The 14780-nt window shown below is 72.3% G+C and carries 14 protein-coding genes; 7 read left to right on the top strand and 7 right to left on the bottom strand.

Annotation, left to right across the window (positions count from 1 at the left end; all coding sequences use genetic code 11):
- Positions 1 to 129: 129 nt before the first annotated feature.
- Positions 130 to 828, top strand: coding sequence for a hypothetical protein (locus CLV71_RS46140; protein ID WP_133909322.1), 699 nt, complete (start codon positions 130 to 132; stop codon positions 826 to 828).
- On the opposite strand, the gene CLV71_RS46135 is transcribed toward CLV71_RS46140, so the two are convergent.
- Positions 821 to 2137 carry a helix-turn-helix domain-containing protein gene (locus tag CLV71_RS46135; RefSeq protein WP_133909321.1) on the bottom strand — a complete coding sequence of 439 codons (1317 nt, stop codon included), beginning with the start codon at positions 2135 to 2137 and terminating at the stop codon, positions 821 to 823. The genes CLV71_RS46140 and CLV71_RS46135 overlap by 8 nt on opposite strands.
- A gap of 113 nt (positions 2138 to 2250) precedes the next feature.
- Here CLV71_RS46135 and CLV71_RS46130 point away from each other — a divergent pair, with 113 nt between their 5' ends.
- Entirely contained in the window at positions 2251 to 2661 is a 411-nt protein-coding gene (locus CLV71_RS46130) for a hypothetical protein (protein WP_133909320.1), read from the top strand.
- On the opposite strand, the gene CLV71_RS46125 is transcribed toward CLV71_RS46130, so the two are convergent.
- From CLV71_RS46125 to CLV71_RS46115, 3 genes are read right to left on the bottom strand one after another with little or no spacing between them, the layout of a single operon-like run.
- Positions 2646 to 3371, bottom strand: a complete 726-nt coding sequence (locus CLV71_RS46125; protein WP_133909319.1) for a CPBP family intramembrane glutamic endopeptidase — start codon at positions 3369 to 3371, stop codon at positions 2646 to 2648. The genes CLV71_RS46130 and CLV71_RS46125 overlap by 16 nt on opposite strands.
- Complete coding sequence (locus CLV71_RS46120; protein ID WP_133909318.1) at positions 3368 to 4291, bottom strand: NAD(P)H-binding protein; 924 nt, start codon at positions 4289 to 4291, stop codon at positions 3368 to 3370. Before CLV71_RS46120 ends, CLV71_RS46125 begins: the two co-directional genes overlap by 4 nt.
- 47 nt (positions 4292 to 4338) lie before the next feature.
- Positions 4339 to 4689, bottom strand: a complete 351-nt coding sequence (locus CLV71_RS46115) for a hypothetical protein (protein WP_133909317.1) — start codon at positions 4687 to 4689, stop codon at positions 4339 to 4341.
- A 93-nt stretch (positions 4690 to 4782) separates the two neighbouring features.
- Between CLV71_RS46115 and CLV71_RS46110 the strand changes: the two genes are divergently transcribed.
- Entirely contained in the window at positions 4783 to 4998 is a 216-nt protein-coding gene (locus tag CLV71_RS46110) for a hypothetical protein (RefSeq protein WP_133909316.1), read from the top strand.
- Between the two features lie 53 nt (positions 4999 to 5051).
- Positions 5052 to 5861: a class I SAM-dependent methyltransferase gene (locus CLV71_RS46105; RefSeq protein ID WP_133909315.1), complete on the top strand. Its 810-nt coding sequence runs from the start codon at positions 5052 to 5054 to the stop codon at positions 5859 to 5861.
- On the opposite strand, the gene CLV71_RS46100 is transcribed toward CLV71_RS46105, so the two are convergent.
- Both CLV71_RS46100 and CLV71_RS46095 read right to left on the bottom strand, forming a co-directional pair.
- Positions 5848 to 6756: an NADP-dependent oxidoreductase gene (locus CLV71_RS46100; RefSeq protein WP_133909314.1), complete on the bottom strand. Its 909-nt coding sequence runs from the start codon at positions 6754 to 6756 to the stop codon at positions 5848 to 5850. The genes CLV71_RS46105 and CLV71_RS46100 overlap by 14 nt on opposite strands.
- Before the next feature lie 117 nt (positions 6757 to 6873).
- Positions 6874 to 10551: a S8 family serine peptidase gene (locus CLV71_RS46095; RefSeq protein WP_133909313.1), complete on the bottom strand. Its 3678-nt coding sequence runs from the start codon at positions 10549 to 10551 to the stop codon at positions 6874 to 6876.
- Positions 10552 to 10775: 224 nt separating this feature from the next.
- Here CLV71_RS46095 and CLV71_RS46090 point away from each other — a divergent pair, with 224 nt between their 5' ends.
- Positions 10776 to 12677 carry a Xaa-Pro dipeptidyl-peptidase gene (locus CLV71_RS46090; protein ID WP_243867511.1) on the top strand — a complete coding sequence of 634 codons (1902 nt, stop codon included), beginning with the start codon at positions 10776 to 10778 and terminating at the stop codon, positions 12675 to 12677.
- Positions 12678 to 12701: 24 nt separating this feature from the next.
- Here CLV71_RS46090 and CLV71_RS46085 read toward each other — a convergent pair whose 3' ends face one another.
- On the bottom strand, positions 12702 to 13520 hold the full coding sequence (locus CLV71_RS46085) for a lipase family protein (RefSeq protein WP_133909312.1): 819 nt from the start codon (positions 13518 to 13520) through the stop codon (positions 12702 to 12704).
- A 180-nt stretch (positions 13521 to 13700) separates the two neighbouring features.
- Between CLV71_RS46085 and CLV71_RS46080 the strand changes: the two genes are divergently transcribed.
- The gene (locus CLV71_RS46080; RefSeq protein WP_243867508.1) at positions 13701 to 14084 is read left to right on the top strand and encodes an aldo/keto reductase; all 384 of its coding nucleotides are present in this window, start codon (positions 13701 to 13703) and stop codon (positions 14082 to 14084) included.
- Between the two features lie 35 nt (positions 14085 to 14119).
- Positions 14120 to 14779, top strand: a complete 660-nt coding sequence (locus CLV71_RS46075; protein WP_133909311.1) for a TMEM175 family protein — start codon at positions 14120 to 14122, stop codon at positions 14777 to 14779.
- Position 14780 lies beyond the last annotated feature (1 nt).

Raw genomic sequence — 14780 nt, 5'->3', positions numbered from 1 at the left:
CCGATAGTTCCCACTCTGTCCCACACGCGATCGCGGCGGTCACCCGCGGTGTTTCACTGACCACGCCGAGGGAGGGCCCGTCGACCGGGCCGCCCCGGCGTACCACTTCATCGACGCAGGAGCTTCTACATGACGATGCGAGTGTTGGGCAGAAAGCTGGCGACGATCGCGTGCGGTGTGCTGAGCGCGGGCGGGTTGGTCGTCGTGGCAGGTCCGCCCGCGGCCGCGGACACGCTCGGGGTCACCGCGACGGCCGAGTTCGGGGTCAGGTTCAAGGACGACGCCAACAACGGTCAGTGCCGGGTCGACGACGGCTCCTCGGGAGAGTCCGTCCAGTGGGTCGGCGAGGGTGGGTGGACCCAGCCGCTCGTCCTCGACTCGGACAACCGCGTCGGCGGCTGCGGGCTCTGGTTCGGCTTCAACAACCAGGACGGCTCGCTGACCGGCTTCAACCTCAACTACCTGTTCGCGGAGAGCCCCGGCGGCGCCGACGGCCAGTGCCCCGGCGTCTCCGGGACCCAGACCGTGCCGGTCCTGCCGATCCCGGCGCCCTTCCGGTGGTGGATGGACCCGAGGATCACCATCGACACCGACCACCGTCCCGGTTGGTGCGACCTGACGCTGACCGCGACCGGCCGTAACGACGTGGCGCTCGACGTGCTGTGGGAGTTCAACGGTGACGGCGGCCAGTGCCATGGCGCGCTGCCGCTCGGCACGAACCAGTACCGGACCGTGCAGACCGGCGCGTTGCCCGTGACCATGGGCTTCGACACGGACAACCGCGGCGGCGCCTGCTTCCTCTCGTTCCGGCTCAGACACCTCAACTGACCAACCCCCGGGATGCGGGCGGGAGGGGCAACCGCTCGCATCCCCCTCGGGCGCTGCGCAGTCCGGCGTCGGCGGACAGTTCGGCCGCGTAGGCGGCCAGCAGGTGCGGCAGCCGGTAGCCGCCGGGGACGACCTGGACGAGGTTGGCGCGCACCAGCGTGGCGAGCAGTCGTCCGGCGCGCTCCGGGGTCGTGTGCCCGAGTGCGGCCGCGATCGCGAGGTCGACGTCCGCGCCCCGGTGGCGGCCGAGCGCCCGGAACAGGGCCGCCGCCTCGGGATCGGCGTCGGCGACGGCCCGGTACGACCAGGAGAACACGGTACGCACGTCGGTGCGCGGGTCACCGGTCTCCAGCCAGCCGAGGCCCTCGGCGGGGACGCGGCCACCGAGTGCGGCCACCCGCAGCGCCAGCGGGAGAAGACCGCAACGCCAGGCGAGGCCGGGGCTCGCGCGGCCGGGACCGAGCAGGTTCTCCAGCAACGCCACGGCATCCTGCGGCGGGAGCACGTCGAGGCCGACCGGGTGCGCGCCGTCGCCCGCGACGAGACCGGCGAGGTCGTCGCGGCCGGTGACCACGACCATGCCCGCACCGGCGCCGGGCAGCAGCGGCCGCACCTGCTCGGCGCACGACGCGTTGTCCAGCAGCACCAGCATCTTCCTGCGGGCCAGCAGTGACCGGTAGCGGGCCACCCGCACCGGGGGTTCGGCGGGGACCGGCTCGTCCGGCGCGAGGCTGCCGAGCAGCGTGCCGAGCGCCTGCGCGGGGTCAAGGGGACGGTCGGGGCCGTAGCCGCACAGGTCCACGAACAGGCAGCCGTCGGGGAAGCGCTCCCGCACCCGGTGCGCCCAGTGCACGACCAGCGCGGTCTTCCCGACGCCGGGGCCACCCGTCACGGCCGCGAGCACGACGCCCTCCCCCGACGGCACCAGGCCGTCGAGTGCCGCCGACTCCCGTGCCCGGCCGGTGAACCCGCGTGCGGGCGGCGGGAGACACCACGGCACGACCGAGGGCGCGCCGCCGCCGTGCAGCCGGTACCAGGCCTCGTTCCACTCCCGCTGCTCCGCCGGGGTGGCGCCGAGCGCGATGACGATCCGGTCGAGGACCGCGGAGGGCATCAGTGTCCTGCCGGTGACGTACCGGTGCAGCGTCGAGCGCGGCAGGCCCACCAGCCGGACGAGGTCCTCCAGGCTGACCCGCGTGCGCAGGGTGCCCGCCGCCGCCCGCACCCGGCACAGGTCCAGCTCCCCGGCCAGCCCGCGCAGGTCGCGCACCCGCCGGGGATCCGGCCCGAGCCCACCCGGTTCAGCCACCGCAGCGCCCTTCGCGTGGAGTCCTTGCCCCGACGCTAACGCCACCTCGTCCGCCACCCGTTTCGCGAACGTATATCCGCAGAGCAGGTGCCCACCGGCACTAGGTTGTGACCATGGCCCTGACACCAGCAGCGCAACGCAACGCCGTCTCGGAGGGCATCGCGCTCGGACTCGTCGCGTGCGGTCGCGACGCGCTACCCGCCGACAAGGGCCGGCTCGGTGCCGCGTTCGAGACCACGTGGCTGTCCTGGGTCCACCGGGTGCGGTTCCCGCAGATCGAGACCGACCTGTCCGACGGGGCCGACGGCGTGTCGGTCATGACGGGCGCGGACGACCCGAAGGAGGCGTGGGCGCTGTACTGGGAGCACCGCGGTGGCGAGTTCCTCGTCAACGCGCGGCAAGGGGACTGGTCACCCGAGGACCGCGCGGACCTCGACTACGCCGCCACGGTGATCGGCGGCGACCTCCCCGTCGCGGACTGGGCGGCCCTCGCCGGGGAGTTCCTGCGTCACCTCGAGGTGTGACCCGGAACGCGGGGCGGGGGCGGGAACAGCGGCGGCAGGAACCGCAGCATGAGGGCGGACCACACGAGGTGGGTGATCGTCGAGGCCTGTACGCCGCCGGTGACGTGCCGCTGCACCGCGAACACCGAGCCCATCACGGCGGACGCGGCCACGAGCATCGGGTTGCGGGTGGCGGTCGTCGCGAGCACGTAGGTGCCGGTGGACACCGTGATCGGCGCGGTCGGGCCGCTGATGGCCGCGTACAGCGCGCCGCGGAAGAAGACCTCCTCCGCGGCGCCGTTCAGCAGGGTGGTGGCCAGCACCGGACCGTCGCTCCCCCGGTGGGCGTAGGCGAGGATCGACGTCAGCATGCGGTTGAGCGGCCCGATGCGCCTGCACACGAGCGCGCACCCGTAGAACGGCGCGAACGCGGCCACGCCGAGCAGCGCGGGCACCAGGACCGGTCGCGTCAGGCGGTCGCCTCGGCCGAACGAGCGACCGAGGTGCAGTGGGCCCGACAGGAGGCCGCCCGCGATCCACGTCGCCGCGGTCGCCGCGGTGAGGCGGTAGAAGCGCGGTGACCCGGGCGGCGTCGACAGCGAGGCGCCGAGCAGCCCGGCCCCGGTGACCGCGGTGACCGCGACCACCCTCCTCCTGCGCCGCAGTGCCGCCGCCGTCTCCCGGTCCGCGAGCGGCACCTGCCGCAGCAGTGCCCTCACCACCCGCCTCATCGCAGCGCGTCCGCGTCGGACCTCGTCTCCTTCGCACGTTCCGCCAGCGCGGCGAGCACGGCGTCGTCGAACCCCATCGGCTCGTGCGGCACGACCTCCTCGATGCCGTGGTCGCGCACCACCATCTCCGTGTTCATCGAGTCGATCAGGTTGCGGCTGGTCTGCGCGTCGACACCGGCGAAGAGCGCGATCCACTGCGCGGACAGCCAGGTGACCGGTGCGACCATCGGCACCAGCGCGGGCAGCATCGGCAGGAACCGGCCCTCGATGACCGAGAGCCTGCGCATCATGTCCAGGTAGGAGTACACGTCGGGGCCGCCGATCTCGAACACCCGCCCCCGCGCGTCCGGTGCGTCGAGCACCCGGACGAGGTAGTGGATGACGTCGGCGACCGCGATCGGCTGGCAGCGGGTGTGCACCCACTGCGGCACCACCATCAGCGGCAGGCGCTCGACGAGCTTGCGTGTCATCTCCCACGAGATGCCGCCGTGGCCGATGACGATGCCCGCGCGCAGCGTCGTGACCGGCACGCCTGCCTCACCGAGGAGCGTCTCCACCTCCCGGCGGCTGCCTAGGTGCTCGGACAGCTCGCCGCTGTCGTCACCGAGCCCCCCGAGGTAGACGATCCGCTCCGCTCCCGAGGCCTCGGCCGCCTTCCCGAACGTCCGCGCGGCGTCGGCGTCCCGCTCGGCGAATCGCCGGTCGTCCAGCGAGTGGACCAGGTAGTAGGCCGCCTCGCAGCCCTCGAGTGCCGTGCGCAGCGAGTCCGCGTCCTGCACGTCGCCGTACACCGGCGTGCCCACGCCCCCGTAGTCGGCGACCCTGCGGGTCATCGCCCGCACCTCGTGCCCCTCGTCAACGAGAGCGGCGCCCAACCGCCGCCCGACGAACCCCGACGCACCCGTGACCAGTACCTTCATGGGCCCCAGCTTCGTCCCTCGGCGGCCGTCCCGCCCGTCGGGCGGCGTCAGCCCCTGGCGTCGTCGAGGTACTGGAGCAGATCGTGGGCGGCCAGCTCGACGTCCTTGTGCCCCCACTCGGCCGCGCGGTAGTGGCAGGCGATGAGCCCCATCCGGTGCAGGCGGCGGAAGTCGCCGAAGACGAACGCGTAGCGGGCCTTGGACTCCTCGCCCGCGCCGTCGGTCAGCGCGAGGTGCCACCGGCCGTACTCGTCCCACGAGTGCGCGTCGAGATAGGCGTTCTCCGCCTCGGCGACGGGCTGTGCGTCACGCCACTGGCTGCGCACGACGTACTGACGTGCGTCGATCAGCCGACGGGCGTGCTCGACGCCGGCTGGGTTGACCGAGTACGAGGACATCGGCCCATTGTGGCGGCACAGCCCGAGGTTTGCCCGACAGCGTGGTGGGTAACTGACCACCGAGAAGATCGGTTCGTTACTGTGGAGGTTCGCATGAACGGCGAGAACCGTTGGCACTTCGTGCCGAGGACCGCGGGCTCGTGCTGGCTGAGCCTGCTTGCCGGCGTGCTGTGTCTGGGTTACGCGGTCTGGCAGATGGCCGACGCGGGAGAGGCGGCGATCCTGCCCGTGATCGCGGCGGTCGCGTCCGTCATGCTGATCGCCGTCGCGGTGGCGGGTCTGGTGCGTCCCGGGGTCCGCGGCCGGTAGACCGGGGGACATTCGTACAAGCCAGGACTGTTCTCCCCGGCCACGATGGGCCGGTGAGTATCAACGGTGACCGGCTGGACGGTGTCTCTGCCACCACGCTCTGGACGCTGCGCAACCGCGCGGAGGAAGCGCGGCGTCCGGACGCGCTGATCGACGACCCGTGGGCGGTCCGGCTCTACGAGGCCATCTACTACGACTACGACCGGTTCGGCAGGCCGAGCCAGACGCATCCCCTGCGGACGCTGGCACTCGACCGGGAGATCCGCGACTACCTGGCCGCGCACCCGAACGCCACGGTGGTCGCGCTCGGCGAAGGGCTCCAGACCACCTACTGGCGCCTGCGGAACCCCGACATCGACTGGCTGTCGGTCGACCTGCCCGCGGTGACCAGGCTGCGGGAGGCGGTCCTGCCGGACGAGCCGAGGGTCACGACGCTGGCGATGTCGGCGCTCGACCGGGCGTGGCTCGACCGCGTCGACCCGGCGAACGGCGTGTTCGTCTCGGCCGAGGGGCTGTTCATGTACCTCGAACGTGCCGAGGTGATGTCGCTGATCGCCGACTGCGCCGGGCGGTTCCCCGGCGGACGGCTGTTCTTCGACTCGATCCCGAAGTGGTTCAGCGCACGCACGGTGCGGGGACGCCTGCGCCTGTCCGACCGGTACACCGCTCCCCCGATGCCGTTCGGCTTCACGCCTGCGGAGGCCGCCCGCCTGCCGAGGGAGATCCCCGGTGTCGCCGGCGTGCGGGACCTGCCGCTGCCCCTGGGCCGGGGCATCTGGATGTCGCGGTCGGCCCGCGCGGCCATGAACCTGCCGGGAGTGCGTGAGCTGCGGCCGATGCTGACCTCGCTCAGCTTCGGCTGACCGTCAGCACGAGCTTCCCGCGCGCGTGCCCGTTCTCGCCGACGCGGTGTGCCTCCGCGACCTCGTCGAGCGGGAAGGTACGCACGACCGGCAGCGAGAAGCGTCCCGACTCGACCAGCTCGCCGATCTCCGCGAGCACGTGGAGCGCACGGCCCGCGTCCCCGCTGCTGAACCGCACCCCGTGCTGCCGCGCGCCGAGGAAGTCGGCGATCGTGACGACGTGCTCCGGGCCGCCCGCGAGGTCGACCAGCTCGGGCAGGACACCGCTGCCCGCGACGTCGAGCGCGAGGTCGACGCCGTCGGGCGCGAGCACGCGGACCCGCTCGACGAGGCCGTCCCCGTACGCGACGGGCTCGGCGCCGAGCGAGCGGAGGTAGTCGTGGTTCGCCGGGCTCGCGGTGCCGATCACCCGCGCGCCACGCACCGCGGCGAGCTGGAGGGCGGCACCGCCGACGCTGCCGGAGGCGCCGTTGACGAGCAGCGTGCTGTCGGGACCGACGCCGAGCTGGTCGAGCGCGCGGGTGGCCGTCTCGACGGCGGCGGGCAGCGCGGCGGCACCCGCGAAGTCGAGCGACGGCGGGATCGGCGCGTAGTGGGACAGCACCGCCAGCTCGGCCTGCGCCGCTCCCTCCTCGGACAGGCCGAACACGCGGTCGCCGACGGCCACGTCGCCGACTCCCGCACCCAGCTCGTCGACGACGCCCGCCGCCTCGTGACCCATGGTCTGGGGCAGCTCCTCGTCCAGCTGGCCGGCGCGTTTCTTCCAGTCGCTCGGGTTCACACCCGCCGCGTGCACCGCGATCCGGACCTGGCCGGGACCGGGATGCGGCGCCGGGAGGTCCACGATCTCGAGCACCTCCGGCCCCCCGAACCGGGTGAAACGGACTGCCTTCATCATTCGCTCCGATCGGCGGCACACGTGCGGCCCGATCATCGCGCGGCCGATGCGGGGGCGCACGCCGGGCCCCCGCGGCGGCACCACACCCGTGGTGCCGCCGCGGCCTCGTGCCCGTCAGCCGAGCTGGTACGCCCTGACGACCGTCTGCGCCATCCGGTTCCCGTCCGCATCGGACGTACGGGACCGCAGTGTGACGTAGCCGGTCCTCGGGTGCCGCACGGTCACCGTCCAGTGGTCGTGGTCGCGCCGGACCTCGGCCGCCTTCCAGGTCGTGCCGTCGTCGTAGGACACGTCCACCGACAACGAGGCGATCCGCGCAGGCCCGTCCTGCCGCTCCACGTACGCCGGGAAGGAGAACTTCCGGTCACCCGGCGCCCGGTTGTGCACGTCCAGTGCCGGGTCGAAGCGGGTGGTGAGCATCGGCAGCGCCTTGCCATCCCCGGCCGAGGAGGACCGGAAGTCCCACTCCGCGGTGACCACTGTGGACAGTGTCCACGTCGCGTCGGACTGGCGGGCGTCGGCCACCACCCGGTAGGCCGCGTCCCCGTCCGGCACCAGGTACTCGGAGAAGTCGCCGACCGAGCCGGTACCGAGCGCGACGCCGTCCCGGGACACGGTGACCGATCCGGTGACGTTGCCCGCGAAGGTCTCGACCATCCTCGGCCTGCCTGCCGCGTCGCCGTACATCGGCAGCTTGACGTTGATCTTCCCGTCGTTGCGCCACGACCAGGGATGCGGCTCCTCCGGCACGAAGTTCTTCGTGGTGCCGCGCAGCGACGGGCCGACCACCGCCTTGTTCCAGACGACCCGGACGGGTGGCCGGTCGGCGGCGAGCGTCGCGGTGTCGGACTGGAGGTACGGGCCGGCAGTGGCGGAGAGGTCCCACTCGGTCGGGGTGAAGTACTCCACCCGTTCCTGCCCGCCTGCCGTCCGCGCGAACCACCCGGTGCCGACGTAGCGGCCGAACAGCTTGCCGAAGGCGACGAACCCGGCCGTGTTCGGCGCGTTGTCGTGGTAGGCCGCGCGCATGGTGGCCAGGTCCTGGGTCCTCGGCCGGTAGACGACCGGCGCGGTGACCTGCCGCCGCACGCCGTAGAGCAGCTCGTAGCGCTGCTCGGTGGCCGCCCGGCTGGCGTACTCGACCGTGGTCTCGCCCTTCTTCACCAGCTCGGTGAGCCGGTCGACCGTGCCGCTGTCGTGGCCGTAGAAGACCGGCACCGGCTCACCCTCGACCGGGTCGCCGGGCGGCAGCGGTGTCGCGCCCTCGTCGACGAACCGGAACATGGCCAGCCTGCCGCCCGCCCTGGTGATGTCGAGGGCCCGCCGCAGCCATTCCTCCCTGCCGAGGTTCGGGTCGAACTCGACCACCACGAGCTTCCCGGTGGCGTCGATCTTGTCCAGGTCCTCCGGCGTACCCGAGCCGCCGTAGACGGCCGTGAGCGTGGCCTCCTCGCTCGGCGGCTGACCCATCAGCGCCTGGAGGTGGACGTCGAACGGCTGCCCGTCGTTCGCCACCATCTCCAGGTCCGGCGTGGTGGCCCGACGCGCGGTGCCGAGCGAGTAGGCGTCCGACGCCGTGCCGGGCAGGGTCGCCGCGAACAGCGGCTCGAACCGCGCGTCGACATCCGTGTAGAAGGCGTAAAGGCAGTCACATTCCTCGACCCGGGACATGACGTACAACGCGTGCGTCCCGCCGCGGGCCTCCGGGTTGTCCGGCTCGGCGATGACCGGCTGGCCGATCCTCGCGTCGAACACCTGGGTGAGGTCCCGGTCCAGGTTCAGCTCGGGATGGCTGATCGTCGTGTAGGACGACTCCTGGCCCGGCGACACGGTGGCGATCGCGGCGTGCACGGCGTACCGGCCGCGGGGCAGCGAGATCGTCTGACCCGAGGAGGCGTAGAAGATGTCGCCGGTCTCCAGGTCGATGACATACGCCGAGGACTGGAACTCGTCGACGGGCTCGACACCGTTGCGGTCCAACAGCTCCGGCGTGAACGAGAACCGCTGCTCCTGCTGGTACACCGAGATCGCGGTGCGGGTCTGCACCGCGCCCCCGGCGTCCGTCGCGACGAGCACCCCGGAGTAGGTCCCGGTGTGACCGTCCTGGCCGGTGACGAGCAGTTCGAGCGGCACGCTGCCGCCCGCGGGCACGGTCACACTGTCCGAGGGCAGGGTGAGGAGCCCGGACGGGGCCTGCCTGCCCAGCCTGTCGACGAGGTCGGCCTCCAGCGCCAGGGTCACCGGTGCGGTGCCGGTGTTGGTCCACGTGACCGTCCTGCGCTCCTGCGACCCGGTGTTCGGCCACGGCAGGTACACCGACACCGCGCCCGTCGCGACGACCGGGGTGGCGGTCGCCCGGTCCACGTCGAGCCTGCCCGCGCCGACCTGGTACACCCCGGCGTCCGCGATCTCGTGCGCGCTGCTGACCAGAGCCGACTTCAGCGTGGCTCCGGTCCAGTCCGGGTGCTGCTGGGCCAGGATCGCCGCCGCACCGGCCACGTGCGGGGTGGCCATCGAGGTGCCGTCGAGCTTCTGGTAGGCGTCGCCGACGGTCTCGCCGAGCGGCGCCACGCCCGCGGGTGCCGCGGCCACGATGCCGCCACCCGGTGCGCTGATCTCCGGCTTGGCCGCGCCGTCCCCGAGGCGTGGGCCACGGCTGGAGAAGTCGCTCGGCACGTCCTGCTTGGAGACGCTGCCGACGGTGAGTGCGTCGTCCGCCGTCCCCGGCGTGGCGACCGTGCGGTCCGCCCCGTAGTTGCCCGCGGCGATCACGAACAGGGTCCCGTACTGGCGGCTGAGTGCGTCGACGGCGAGCGACATCGGGTCCTGGCCGTCGCTGGGGCCGCCGCCGAGGCTCATGTTGACGACCTTCGCGCCCGACTCAGCCGCCGCCCACTGCATCCCGGCGAGCACGCTGTCGTCGGTGCCGTACCCGGCGTCGTCGAGCACCTTGCCGACCGCGAGGGTCACGTCCGGTGCGACGCCGCGGTACTTCCCGCCCGACGCGGCACCGCTGCCGGTGATGATCGACGCGACGTGCGTGCCGTGCCCGTAGCCGTCCTCGACCCCGCCGGTCCCGGTGAAGTCCTGGCTGACGGCGACCTTGCCCGCGAGGTCGGGGTGGTCGGTGTCGATACCGGTGTCCAGCACGGCGACCCGCACCCCGGCTCCGGTCAGCCCGCGCCGCCAGGCCGCGGGCGCGCCGACCTGCGGCACGCTCTGGTCCAGGGTGGCGCGAACCCGTTGATTCAGCCAGACCTTGCGCACGCCGGCGGCGCTCCTGGCGTTGGTCGGTGCCAGCGCGCCGTAGAACGTCGTCGTGCTGTCCTTGTCCTGGTCGAGCGCGGTCAGGTTGAGCGCGGGCAGCGACCGGCGCACCGAGGCACCCGCGGGCACCGCGGCATGGGCTCGCGCACCGGCGTCGGCGTACTCGACCAGCAGTGGCACCGAGGCGGTGTGCGCGTCGTCGTAGCCCTGCCGGATGAGCCCGGTGACGTTGAACAGCTCGCGGTCCAGCATTCCCCGCGACAGCAGCACGGCCGCGTCACCCGGCACGACGTAGCGGTCGCCGTCGTGCCAGAAGTCCTGGAACGGCACCGAGTGGCCACGTGGCGCGGGGTCGACCCGCAGCGGCGCCGACTTGTCGGTCCCCCACAGCTCGACCCGGTCCCCGCTGACCAGGGTGACCGAGACCGGCTCGCCCCGGCCCGCGGTGGCCTCCTGCTGGGCCACCGCCCCCGGCGTCATGCTCGCGACCACCCCCGCGGCCAGGGCGGACGCCAGAACGACCACCGCCCCGCCACGCCACAATCTCCGTCGGCCCACCATTTCTCCTCCAGGTTGGGGAATTCCTGCCCCTCCAGAACTCTGGGGTGCCGAACCACGTTGCCTCCCCAGGTCGATCAACGACCGGATTGGGCCATCCGGCGCAGCGGCGCCCGGCCGCAGGCAGTTGGCAACTGGCATCACCGGTTGGGCCTGCCGGCGCGAGCGGACCGTGACCTAGCGTGACTGGCATGGTGCGTCGAGTCGGGTTGGTCGCCGGGCTGGTCGGGGTGCTGCCGGGGCTGGCGGTGGTGCCCGCGTCAGCGGCCACACCCGCGTTCGTGGTCGCGAACGGGGTGACACAGCCGATCCATTCGTTCGCCGACGCCGTGCGGGAGACCGTGTGGGTGGACATCGGGCTCGACCTGGACGCCAACGGCGTGGGCGACCGCGTGGCCACCGACATCATCCGGCCCGCGACCACCGAGCGCGTCCCGGTGATCATCGACGCCAGCCCGTACTACGCGACCTCGGGGCGGGGCAACGAGAGCGAGCGCAAGAGCTACGACTCGGCGGGCGTGCCGGTCAAGTTCCCGCTGTTCTACGACAACTACTTCGTGCCGCGCGGCTACGCGGTCGCGCTGGTCGACTTCAGCGGGTCCTCCCGGTCCACCGGTTGCATGGACACCGGCGGCCGGGCCGAGGTCGCCTCCGGGAAGGCCGTGATCGACTGGCTGAACGGGAGGGCCACCGCGTACTCGGCGGCCTCCGGCGGCTCCTCGGTGACCGCGGGCTGGTCGACCGGCGCCGCCGCGATGATCGGCAAGTCGTGGGACGGCAGCGTCACCCAGGGCGTGGCGGCCACCGGCGTGGACGGGCTGCGCACGATCGTGCCGATCTCGGCGATCAGCTCCTGGTACGACTGGTTCCGCGCCGACGGCGTGTCGTTCTCCGGCTTCGGCACACCCACGAGCCTCGCGTCCGGCTTCGAGAACGCCAACGCACGGTCGCGGTGCGGGGCCGTGCGGTCCGAGATGACCTCGGGTGCCCCGGCCAACGGCGACTACACCGCCATGTGGCAGCAGCGCGACTACGTGCGGAGCGCCGCGAACGTCAGGGCGGCGGTGTTCTCGGTCAACGGGCGTGCCGACCTGAACGTCAAGCCGGTGAACTGGGGCCAGTGGCTCGCCGCGCTGCCCGCGTCGGTGCCGCGCAAGCTGTGGCTGTCCCAGACCGGGCACATCGACCCGTTCGACTTCCGGCGCGCCACCTGGGTGTCCACGCTGCACCGCTGGTTCGACCGGTGGCTGCTCGGCGTACCGAACGGGATCGACAACGAGCCGACGGTGTCGGTCGAGCGCGCCGTCGACCAGTGGAGCGACACCGCGAGCTGGCCGCCCTCGGGCACGCAGACGCGGACCCTGTACCCGGTGGCCGGTTCGGTCGCGGGTGTGGGCACTTTGGCGACCGCTCCGGGTGCGGCGGCGACCGCTTCGTTCACCGACAACGGTTCCGGGACCCCGGCGAGCTACATCGCCACGCCGAACGCCACGTCGGCGCGGCGGGTGGTGTACAGCACCGGCACGCTCACCTCGGACCTGCGGGTGGCGGGTGTCTCGCGGATCACGGTCGCCGCCACCCCGTCGACCTCCACCGCGCACCTGTCCGCGTACCTGGTCGACTACGGCCCGGCGACGGCGAGGAGCAGCACGGGCGAGGGCATCAGGACACTGACCACCGAGTCGTGCTGGGGCGAGGACCGTGCGGGCGACGACGCCTGCTACCGCGACACGGCGGCCACCACCGCCACGGTCGACGCGCAGGTCATCGCGCGGGGCTGGGCCGACCTGGCGAACTACGCGTCGCTCAGCACGCCGCGCACCCTCACGCCCGGCACGAAGTACACCATCACCTTCCGACTGTCCACAACGGACTGGGTGGTACCCGCCGGGCACCGGCTGGCACTGGTGGTCGCGGGCAACGACAGCAGTATGACCACCACCCCGGCACAGCTCCCCCGGGTCACCGTCGGACTCGCCGAGACCTCGGTCCAGATCCCGCTGCTGGGCACCGTGCCGTCGGCCCGGTCCTCCGCCGGCGCACAGGTAACCCGGATACCGCGGGACGCCGTACCGGGCCGACTGGACGGCTGACCGACCCGGCGCGGCGAGGGGGTGTCAGTCCACGTTCTTCTCCAGTGCGGTCAGGTAGGCCTTCATGAGGTGGTCGCGGAGGCCGTCGCTGCCGGGGGCGAACGCGTCCGCGGTCAGGCCCTTGCCCCGGTCGAGCAGGTTGTCCGCTAGGGGCTGCGACTCCTGTACCTTGCCGGAGGAGTCGATGTACCGGATCTCCCTGACGTGGTGGAAGACCGGCTCGGGTGGCACCTGGGCGACGATGTCGTTGTTGTTGACCACCCGGAAGGTGCGGCCGCCCAGCGCCTTGTCGTAGGCGTCGGCCAGGACCCGGTCGCAGGTGCGGGGCTGGCCGTAGGTGTAGACGCCGTTGGCGGTCAGCGACGGCTCCTCGAAGTGCAGTCGCGCGGCCGCCAGCATCGCCAGCGCGCCGCCGAGGCTGTGGCCCGTGAACCAGATCGTCTGGTCCTGGTCGCGCAGCTCGGTGATGGCGGCACGCACCTCGGGGAACACCGCGACCAGCGCCTCGGCGAAGCCGTAGTGCATCAGGCCGACACCCGAGGGACCCGGCCACGGCGGCGTCGTGGTGTCCGACAGCCAGTCACGCGTTTGGACCGGCTCGGTGCCCCGGAAGGCGGTCACGATCATCGTCGGGCTGGCCATGGTGTAGGCCTGCGTGTCGGTCAGCGCGAACGGCGGCGTGAACGTCGTGTGGTGGTGGCGGACCTCCTCGAAACCCCACTCGCGGGCGGTGCTCTCGATGGTCCTGGGGTCCTTGTAGGCCAGGTCCGCGGCCTTCGCCATGCAGTACGCCTGGCGGGCGCTGTAGCCGGTGACCCGATGATCGAGCGTTGGCAGAGTCATCGTTCGTCCCCTCCGATCGCCACGGTCGTCCTCCGGTCCCACCCTCCCCCGCGTGCCCCGAGTGGACCACTCGGGGCACCCGATCGGGCTACCGGCGCAGGCCGTCGACCAGGACACTCCTCAACCGCGGCATCGAACGCGAGATCCTGCCCGCACTCCAGCGGTTCGGTATGGGCAACCGTGGTCTGGGGTCCCCTCGGCCAGGGACTGCTCACCGGCCGCGTGCGGGGGAACGAGCACAACGACCTCCGCCGCGCGGGCCTGGTCGGGCACCTCACCGACGCCCACCGGCTGGACGTGGTCGAGCGGCTCGTGCCCCTCGCCGCCGAGGCGGGCCTGCCCATGGTGCACCTCGCCATGGCGTTCACCATCGCCCACCCCGGCGTCACCAGCGCGCTCGTCGGCGCCCGGACCATGGACCACCTCGACGACCTGCTCGACCGCATCGACGAGATCGTCCCGCCGGGCACCGACGTCGGCACCCTCGACCAGGCCTATCGGCCCCCGGCCATGGAGAACCCGGACCTGCGACGCCGCCCGCGCGCCGCGCGTGCGGCGGCCTGATCACCCGTCCGGCACGGCTGGCACACTTCCGGGTCATGTCGGACCAGCACCCCGCCGCAGTTCAGGACAGTCCGCACTTTACCGACGAAGAGGACAGAACCTACGTCGGCGAACGCCTGGTCTTCTTCTCCGACGCGGTGATCGCGATCGCGATGACGCTGCTCGCGTTGGAGCTGCCCGTGCCGCACGGCGAGGACAACGCCGAGGTGTGGCACTCGTTCGTCGAGCTGCTGCCGAACGAGTACCTGAACTTCGTGATCAGCTTCGCGGTGATCGGTGTGTTCTGGCTGGCACACCACGAGTTCTTCCGCAAGATCCACGCGGTGGACGCGCCGCTGCGGCGCCTCAACCTCGGCTGGCTGTTCTTCATCGTCCTGATGCCGTTCGCCACCCGGGTGAACAGCGACGACGACGACTTCGTGCTGGGGCCGGTCCTCTACGCGAGCGTCTTCACCGTGACCGCCCTGTTCATGATCCTCATGGGCCGCCACTCGATCCGCGCGGGCCTGCTGCGCCCGACCGTGCCGACCACGGCACTGCGGCCGTTGTTCGTGGGCGCCGGTGTGGCCGGCGTGGTGTTCCTGGTCTCCATCCCGGTGAGCGTCGTCAGCCCGACCTGGGGCAAGCTGGTCTGGATCCTCACGATCCTCACCCGGCCGGTCTCGCGGTGGGTGGACAGGCGGGCCGATCGGTGAC

Origin of the sequence: Actinophytocola oryzae (assembly GCF_004364325.1) — a bacterium.
Taxonomy (GTDB): Bacteria; Actinomycetota; Actinomycetes; order Mycobacteriales; family Pseudonocardiaceae; genus Actinophytocola; species Actinophytocola oryzae.
The sequence above is the reverse complement of the archived record's forward strand: the minus strand, read 5'-3'. Positions and strand labels throughout refer to the sequence as shown.

What these genes read in the sequence shown, in the direction of transcription:
- CLV71_RS46140 (WP_133909322.1), top strand. Translation starts at nt 130, where the DNA reads ATGACGATGCGAGTGTTGGGCAGAAAGCTGGCGACGATCGCGTGCGGT.
- CLV71_RS46130 (WP_133909320.1), top strand. Translation starts at nt 2,251, where the DNA reads ATGGCCCTGACACCAGCAGCGCAACGCAACGCCGTCTCGGAGGGCATC.
- CLV71_RS46125 (WP_133909319.1), bottom strand. Translation starts at nt 3,371, where the DNA reads ATGAGGCGGGTGGTGAGGGCACTGCTGCGGCAGGTGCCGCTCGCGGAC.
- CLV71_RS46120 (WP_133909318.1), bottom strand. Translation starts at nt 4,291, where the DNA reads ATGAAGGTACTGGTCACGGGTGCGTCGGGGTTCGTCGGGCGGCGGTTG.
- CLV71_RS46115 (WP_133909317.1), bottom strand. Translation starts at nt 4,689, where the DNA reads ATGTCCTCGTACTCGGTCAACCCAGCCGGCGTCGAGCACGCCCGTCGG.
- CLV71_RS46110 (WP_133909316.1), top strand. Translation starts at nt 4,783, where the DNA reads ATGAACGGCGAGAACCGTTGGCACTTCGTGCCGAGGACCGCGGGCTCG.
- CLV71_RS46100 (WP_133909314.1), bottom strand. Translation starts at nt 6,756, where the DNA reads ATGAAGGCAGTCCGTTTCACCCGGTTCGGGGGGCCGGAGGTGCTCGAG.
- CLV71_RS46090 (WP_243867511.1), top strand. Translation starts at nt 10,776, where the DNA reads ATGGTGCGTCGAGTCGGGTTGGTCGCCGGGCTGGTCGGGGTGCTGCCG.
- CLV71_RS46085 (WP_133909312.1), bottom strand. Translation starts at nt 13,520, where the DNA reads ATGACTCTGCCAACGCTCGATCATCGGGTCACCGGCTACAGCGCCCGC.
- CLV71_RS46075 (WP_133909311.1), top strand. Translation starts at nt 14,120, where the DNA reads ATGTCGGACCAGCACCCCGCCGCAGTTCAGGACAGTCCGCACTTTACC.